The sequence below is a fragment of the Streptomyces sp. NPDC049915 genome, assembly GCF_040656475.1.
In the GTDB taxonomy this organism is placed as follows: Bacteria; Actinomycetota; Actinomycetes; order Streptomycetales; family Streptomycetaceae; genus Streptomyces.
In genome coordinates, this window is the sequence record NZ_JBFAMH010000019.1 from 136,838 (window position 1) to 143,393 (window position 6,556).

Genomic DNA, 6,556 nt, shown 5'->3' on the forward strand with positions numbered 1-6,556 from the left:
GATGTTTCCCCTCTACGCCGGTACACCTACCGGGGAGGGGCATCTTCGCATGACATGTGCAGCGGATGTGAAGAGGGTTACAGAAGTGGAACCCGCCCGAAGGGAACGTCACTTGACGACCGCGGACCAGTCCGGGGACTGCGCCGGATCGAGGCTGCGCAGCGCGGCGAGGGTCTGCGGCTTCTGGACGTCCATCCAGTCGGAGAGTTCCTTGAAGGACACGCACTTCACGTCCTTCTGGGTGCAGACGTGTTCGACCACCTGGTCGATGGCCTTCATGTAGATGCCGCCGTTCCAGTCCTCGAAGTGGTTGCCGATGAACAGGGGTGCCCGGCTGCCGTAGTAGACCCGGTTGAAGCCGGCCAGGTAGGAGTCGACGGTCTGCTGCTGCCACTGCGGGTACTTGGCCGCGTCACCGTGGGTCTCGCCCTCGGACTGGTTGTAGAGGAAGTTGAAGTCCATCGACAGGCCCTGGTACTTGCCGTTCTCGTACGGGAGCATCTGCAGCGGGAAGTCCCATATGCCGTTCTTCTTGGACGGCCATATCTGGAAGTCGCCCGGGGAGCTGGCGTCGTAGCGCCAGCCGTAGCTCTTGATGGCCTTCAGCAGGTTCGCCTGGCCCTCCAGGCAGGGGGCGCGGCCGCCGGTGACCTCCTGCTTGAAGTCGAAGGGGAGCGCGGGCACGTCCGTGAAGCCGGTGTTGGTCTTCCAGTTCTCCACGAAGGAGAAGAACTGGTCGATCTCGCTCTTCCACTGCTCGACGCTCCAGTCGCCGCCGCCCTTGGTCTCGCAGAAGTGACCGTTGAAGTGGGTGCCGATCTCGTTGCCGTCCTCGTAGGCGAGGCGGAGCTGCTCCAGGGTGGTGCGGATGTGGTCGTCGGTGGCGTAGTCGATCGCGGCGTCGCCGGGCGAGTGCATCGGCCCGTGGTAGAGGGACTTCTTGCTCTTGGGCAGCAGGTAGATGCCGGTGAGGAAGAAGGTCATGTGGGCGTCGTACCGCTTGGCCAGTTCCCGGTAGTGGGAGAAGAGGTGGTCGCTTCCTTCCAGGGCGCCGTCCCAGGAGAAGACGACGAACTGGGGCGGTTTCTCGCCGGGTTTGAGCGGCTCGGGCTTCAGCCGGCCCTTCTGCGGGCCGGTGTAGGAGGTGGACCCGTCGCCGAGGACCTTGGTCTTGCCGTCCCAGGAGGTCGCACTGGGCTGCGGGGCGGCGGCCTTGTCCTGCGTGCCGCCGGTGGCAGCCGGCCCACTGTCGTCCGCGCGGGCCAGGGCCAGATAACCCGCCAGGAGGGAGACGACGACGATGAACGCGGCCAGCGTCAGGATCTGCGGGCGGGTGGCGGCAGGCAGGCTCCAGCGAGCGGCTGCTCGACGGCGGCCCGTAGGTGACTTCATGCGAGGCATGGGCGGCTCAATCTCCGAAAAGGACGAGGGCGGTGCGGGTCGGTTCGTCAGCCAAGACCCATCGCGGCCGACCAGAGGTTGTACGGCACGTTGTCGACGGCCGTTCCGGCCAGTCCGCCCAGGGGCAGCGGCTCCAGGGACTTCGCCAGGTCCAGGCGGTAGACGACGACCGCCGTCGACACGGAATCGGCGGTGCCGGCGTACCAGGCGGCGGTGTCCTGCCCGGCGGTTGCGGAGGTGCCTCCGGCACCGGCCTTCCGCGCCGTGCCGGCCTTGCCCGCCACCCCGGGGTGGCGGGCGGCCTCGTCCGGGTGGGCGGTGCGGAAGGCGTCGGCGAGCGCTTCGGTGACCTCCTCGGCCACCTGCGCGCCGACGGCACGGGCCGGTCTCGGGACGAGCAGGGCGACCGGTGCGCCGTTGCGGGTGATCCGGCGCACCGAGTACGGCTCGGTATGACTGCCCCCGGCGGCGAAGGTGGCGTACCCGCTCGCCATCCGGATCGCACTCGGCGTGGAGTTGCCCAGCGACAGGGCGGGCACGTGCGGGCCGATGCTGGAGGGGAGCAGCCCGGAAGCCTCGGCGGTCGCGCTCACCTTGTCCAGGCCGGTGTCCATGCCCAGCTGCATGAACGGCGTGTTGACCGACCGGGCGAGCGCCTGACGCAGGGTGATCCTCCCGTAGGACTTCCCGCCGTCGTTGTGCGCGGCGACCTTCTTGCCGCTGCGGTCCCAGTAGGGGCCTTCGGGCGTGGTGACCGGGATGCCGTCGTCGCCGTCGTAGACCGTCTCCGGCGTGACGGGAGTGACGGGGCCGCCGCGCGTGGCGCGCACGCCGTGTTCGAGGCCTGCGGCGTAGACGAAGGGCAGGAACGCGGTGCCGGCCGGGACGGTGGTCGCGTTGGACTCGTTGTAGCCCTGCTTGCGGTGGTCCGGGCCGCCGTAGACCGCGAGGATCCGGCCGTCGGCGTCGACCGAGGCGGCGCCGTAGTGCCCGGTCCTGGCGGCCTCCGGATGGTCCTTCTGCGCCTTCTTGCGGGCCTGGGTGACGGCGTCGGTGAGCGCCTTCTCCCGCTTGCGGTCGAAGGTCGTGTAGATCTGGTAGCCGCCGAGGTCGAATTCCTTGTCCGTCAGGTGCCCGGCCTTCTTGGCGTACTGCGAGGCGAGCTCCACCAGGTAGTCGCTCTGCTCGCCGGTGTCGTACAGCGGGTTCGTCTTGAGCGGGTCGGGGAACACCGTGTACTTAGCGCGTTCCTGCGGGGACAGCTTGCCGATCTTGACCATGCGGTCGAGGATCCAGTTCCAGCGCTCCACGGCCCGCTGGTGGTTGGCCTTGCCGAGCGTGGGGTCGTACAGACCGGCGCCCTTCAGGAGCGAGGCGAGCATGGCCGCTTCGGAGGCGTTGAGCTTGCTGACGTCCTTGCCGTAGTACGCCTGGGCGGCGCGCTGAATGCCGTAGGTGCCCCGGCCGAACCAGCTGGTGTTGAGGTACCCCTCCAGGATGTCGTCCTTGCTCATCTTGTTGTCGAGCTTGAGGGCGATCATCGCCTCGGTGAACTTGCGGCTCACCGTCTGGTTCTGGGTGAGATAGACGTTCTTGACGTACTGCTGGGTGATGGTGGAACCGCCCTCGGTGTCGCCCTGGCCCACCGTGCGCCACAGCGCCCGCGTGATACCGGTGACGGAGACACCCGGGTCCGAGTAGAAGCTCTGGTTCTCCGCCGCCAGCACCGCCCAGCGGACGTCCTCGGGTATGTCCTTCAGCGGCATCTCCTGGCGCTGCACCCAGCCCGTGCGGGCCATGGGCGTGCCGTCGGACCAGAAGTAGACGTTGTCCTGCTGTGTCGCGTACGAGTTGAGGTCGTCCGGTATGTCGGTGAGCGCGTAGGCGGTCACGAGGAAGCCGCAGAGCAGGACGAACGAGGTCAGGGTGGCACCGAGCCACTGACGCCAGGAGGGCAGCCACCGCCGCCATCCGGTCCGGCCGGGGCGCGGGTAGACGGGCTTGATGCGACGCGCGTAGGCGGCGAGGCGGCGCGCGTAGGGGACCGACAGGGCGAGCAGGCGGCGCGCGTGGGGCGTGAGGGGCGCGAGCAGGTTCGCCGCCCCCGTCACGGCGCGTTCCGTCGTCGAGCGGCGGGCGGTACGCCGGCGCTCGGCGCGGCCACCGCCCGCGGCAGGCTCCTCGGAGCGCTCCGCGGTCGGAGGTATTCGCAACTGCATGGTCTCGTCCGCCGGTACGGCGCCGAGTCTGAGCTGCATGGTCGTCTGAGCATCGAGCGGCTGCTCGACGGGTCCCTCCCCGCGGGGCCGGTCCTCCCCCTGCGACGCATCGGTCACGCTTGCGTCTCCCCTCCGCACTCGCCCTCGCTCGCGCGGTGAGCTGAGCGGTCGTGGCACCAGGCTTCACAAGTTATCAGCGACATTTTCGAATCCCACGCACACCCGCAGGGTGGGAAACAACACGCATCGGACATTGAACGTCCGGAACCAGTGGGTGGCTGGACGCGCTTACCGCCCTGGCCGACAGGCCCGGACCCCTTACGGCGGTGCGTGCCGCCGCGGGTCCTCGGGTGAGCCTCGGAGCTGGCTCCGGCACGAGTATCCACAGCGGACATGTGTCAGTCGTGAGACAGCCCTGTGACGTCGTCGACGGCCGGAATCCATCCGCCGGGCGGCCGGCGCAGCCAGCCCTCCTCGGCCGTGAGCCGGGCGGCAGCGCTGCGCAGGGCGTCGAGCGCGGGATGGGCGAGCCCGCGTCGCCACACCAGGGACACCGGCGACAGCGGCACCGGGTCGACGAGCGGCCGCACCACCGTGCCGGGCAGGGCGGGAAAGCCGACGACGGCGAGGACGGGATGGCCGGTTTTGGCCATCAGCCGCTGGAACTCCTCCTCCCCGACGGCCAGGGGAGCCGGCGGCGCGATCCGGATGCCCCGCCCCTCGAACAGCAGTCCGGCGAGATCGGTCCACTCCGGCGTGCGCGGGTTGCCGGCACCGGCGTACACCGTCTCCCCCGCCAGCGCCGCCAGCGGGACCGCCTCGCGCGCGGCCAGCGGATGCGCCTCGGGGAGGATGACGGCCATCGGCTCGTGGCGTACCGGCTGGTGGTCCAGGGCGGCCCGCAGCGCCGGGTCCAGGCCGGCGAAGCGGCCGAACGACGCGTCGAGGCGGCCGGCGATCATCTCGGCGGCGGCGCCGGTCAGACCGCTCTCGTAGCGGGCCATCAGTTCGCAGTCGGGGGCGAGGGCGCGGGCCCGCTCCAGGACGCGGCGGCCGGTGCCCAGGCCGGGCGAGTTGAGGTCGACGAGCAGGGGGCGGGCCTGCCCGAAGGCGGCGAGCAGGTCGTCCTGCGCCTGGAGCACCCGACGGGCCAGCGGCAGCAGCCGTTCACCGTCGGGCGTCAGCGCGACCTGGCGGGTGGTGCGCAGGAACAGCTCGGTGCCCAGGTCCCGCTCCAGCCGCCGCACGTCCCGGCTGAGCGCCTGCTGGGCGATGTACAGCCGGGTGGCGGCGCGGGTGAAGTGCAACTCCTCGGCGACGGCGACGAAGGCGCGCAGCAGGCGGGGGTCGACGGAGGACGGGGACGGCATCCGGCGAACCTACAACGCGGGTGCCTGGATCACGACCGGCTTCCGCCACGGACCGGTTCCACCGCGGGCCGAACTGACAACGGACCGGATTGACAACGCGGGTGCGTGAATCGGTGGCGATCAGGTGTTGGACCCCTCGATCCCCGCCGCGTCAGCCTGGCTGCATGCCGCATACCTCCCCGCCGCCCGCGCCCCTGCCCACCCTGACCGCCGACACCGTCGTCCTCGTCGACTTCACCTCCCGCACGCCTGACCGCCCTCCCGGCCCCTATCGCCGCCTCTTCGCCCGCCGAGGCGCGTTCGCGTTCACACTCGGGAACCTCCTGGCCCGCCTGCCCATGGGCATGTTCAGTGTGAGCGCGGTCGTGATGATCGCCGGGACCCGTGGGTCGTACGCGCTGGCCGGTGCCGTCACCGCCACCGGGCTCGCGGCGACCGCGGTGCTCGCGCCGCGCATCGCACGCCTGGTCGACCGCCACGGGCAGGCCCGGGTCGCCGTCCCCGCCACCCTGTTTGCGGCGCTGGGCAGCCTGGCGCTGCTGCTGTGCGTGCGCACCGGCGCGCCCGACTGGACGCTGTTCGCCGCGTACGCCGCGACCGCGACCACGCCCAACACCGGAGGCATGTCCCGCGCCCGCTGGGCGCACCTGCTGAAGGGGGAGCCGGAGGCCCTGCACACGGCGAACTCCTTCGAACAGTCGGCGGACGAGCTCTGTTTCATGCTCGGGCCGGTGCTGGCGGCGTTCCTGTGCGGGACGTTCTTCCCCGAGGCGGGCACGCTGGTCGGCGCGGCCCTGCTGGTCACCGGCGTGCTGCTGTTCGCCGCGCAGCGATCGACGGAACCGCCGCCGCATCCGCGTACGACCCTCGCCTCGCCGCTGCGCACGCCTGGACTGCCGCCGTTGCTGGCCGTGTGCCTGGCGCTGGGCGCGGTGTTCGGGGCGACGGAGGTCGTCACGATCGCGTTCGCGGACGCACACGGGCACCAGGCGGCGGGTGTGGTCCTCGCCCTGCAGGCGGCCGGTTCCTGTGTGGCGGGCCTGGTCTTCGGTGCCGTACGCCCGTCCGGACCGGCCGAATGGCGCCACCCGTGGTGTCTGGCGGCGATGGCGGCCCTGCTGACGCTGCCTCTGCTGGCGGCGTCCCTGACGGGTTCGCTGCTGGTCCTCGCGCCGGCGCTGCTGACCGCCGGGACGGCCACCGCGCCGACGATGATCACCACGATGACGCTGGTCCAGGAACGCACCCCCGAGGGCCGCATCAACGAGGGCATGACCCTCGCCGTGACGGGCCTCCTCGGCGGCATCGCCTGCGGCAGCGCCACGGGAGGCTGGATGGTGGAACACCTCTCCCCGACAGCCGGCTACGGCGTCCCGGTGACAGCCGCAGCCCTGGCCCTCCTCCTCGCCCTGACCCACCAGGCACGGAGACCGGCCTGAGGGACGAGGGCGGGGGCGGGGCGCCAGGGCGCTGGGGATGCCAGGCCCTGTCGTTTGGATCGGGCCGCCCGGTCAGCGCCGCCGTCACCCGGGAGACGAACCCCTTGCGGGACTCCCGGTAGCGGGC

The 6,556-nt window shown here is 71.0% G+C and carries 4 protein-coding genes; 1 reads left to right on the forward strand and 3 read right to left on the reverse strand.

Going from position 1 to position 6,556, the window contains the following annotated elements:
- Nucleotides 1–108: 108 nt before the first annotated feature.
- The 3 genes from AB0J12_RS27960 to AB0J12_RS27970 all read right to left on the reverse strand — a co-directional run bounded on the left by AB0J12_RS27960 (nt 109) and on the right by AB0J12_RS27970 (nt 4,990).
- The gene (locus AB0J12_RS27960; RefSeq protein ID WP_363267225.1) at nt 109–1,392 is read right to left on the reverse strand and encodes a hypothetical protein; all 1,284 of its coding nucleotides are present in this window, start codon (nt 1,390–1,392) and stop codon (nt 109–111) included.
- Between the two features lie 56 nt (nt 1,393–1,448).
- Complete coding sequence (locus AB0J12_RS27965) at nt 1,449–3,659, reverse strand: transglycosylase domain-containing protein (protein ID WP_363267226.1); 2,211 nt, start codon at nt 3,657–3,659, stop codon at nt 1,449–1,451.
- Between the two features lie 359 nt (nt 3,660–4,018).
- Nucleotides 4,019–4,990, reverse strand: coding sequence for a LysR family transcriptional regulator (locus tag AB0J12_RS27970; protein ID WP_363267220.1), 972 nt, complete (start codon nt 4,988–4,990; stop codon nt 4,019–4,021).
- Nucleotides 4,991–5,154: 164 nt separating this feature from the next.
- Here AB0J12_RS27970 and AB0J12_RS27975 point away from each other — a divergent pair, with 164 nt between their 5' ends.
- A complete protein-coding gene (locus AB0J12_RS27975; protein ID WP_363267221.1) occupies nt 5,155–6,429 on the forward strand; it encodes an MFS transporter in 1,275 nt (424 codons plus the stop codon).
- Nucleotides 6,430–6,556: the final 127 nt, after the last annotated feature.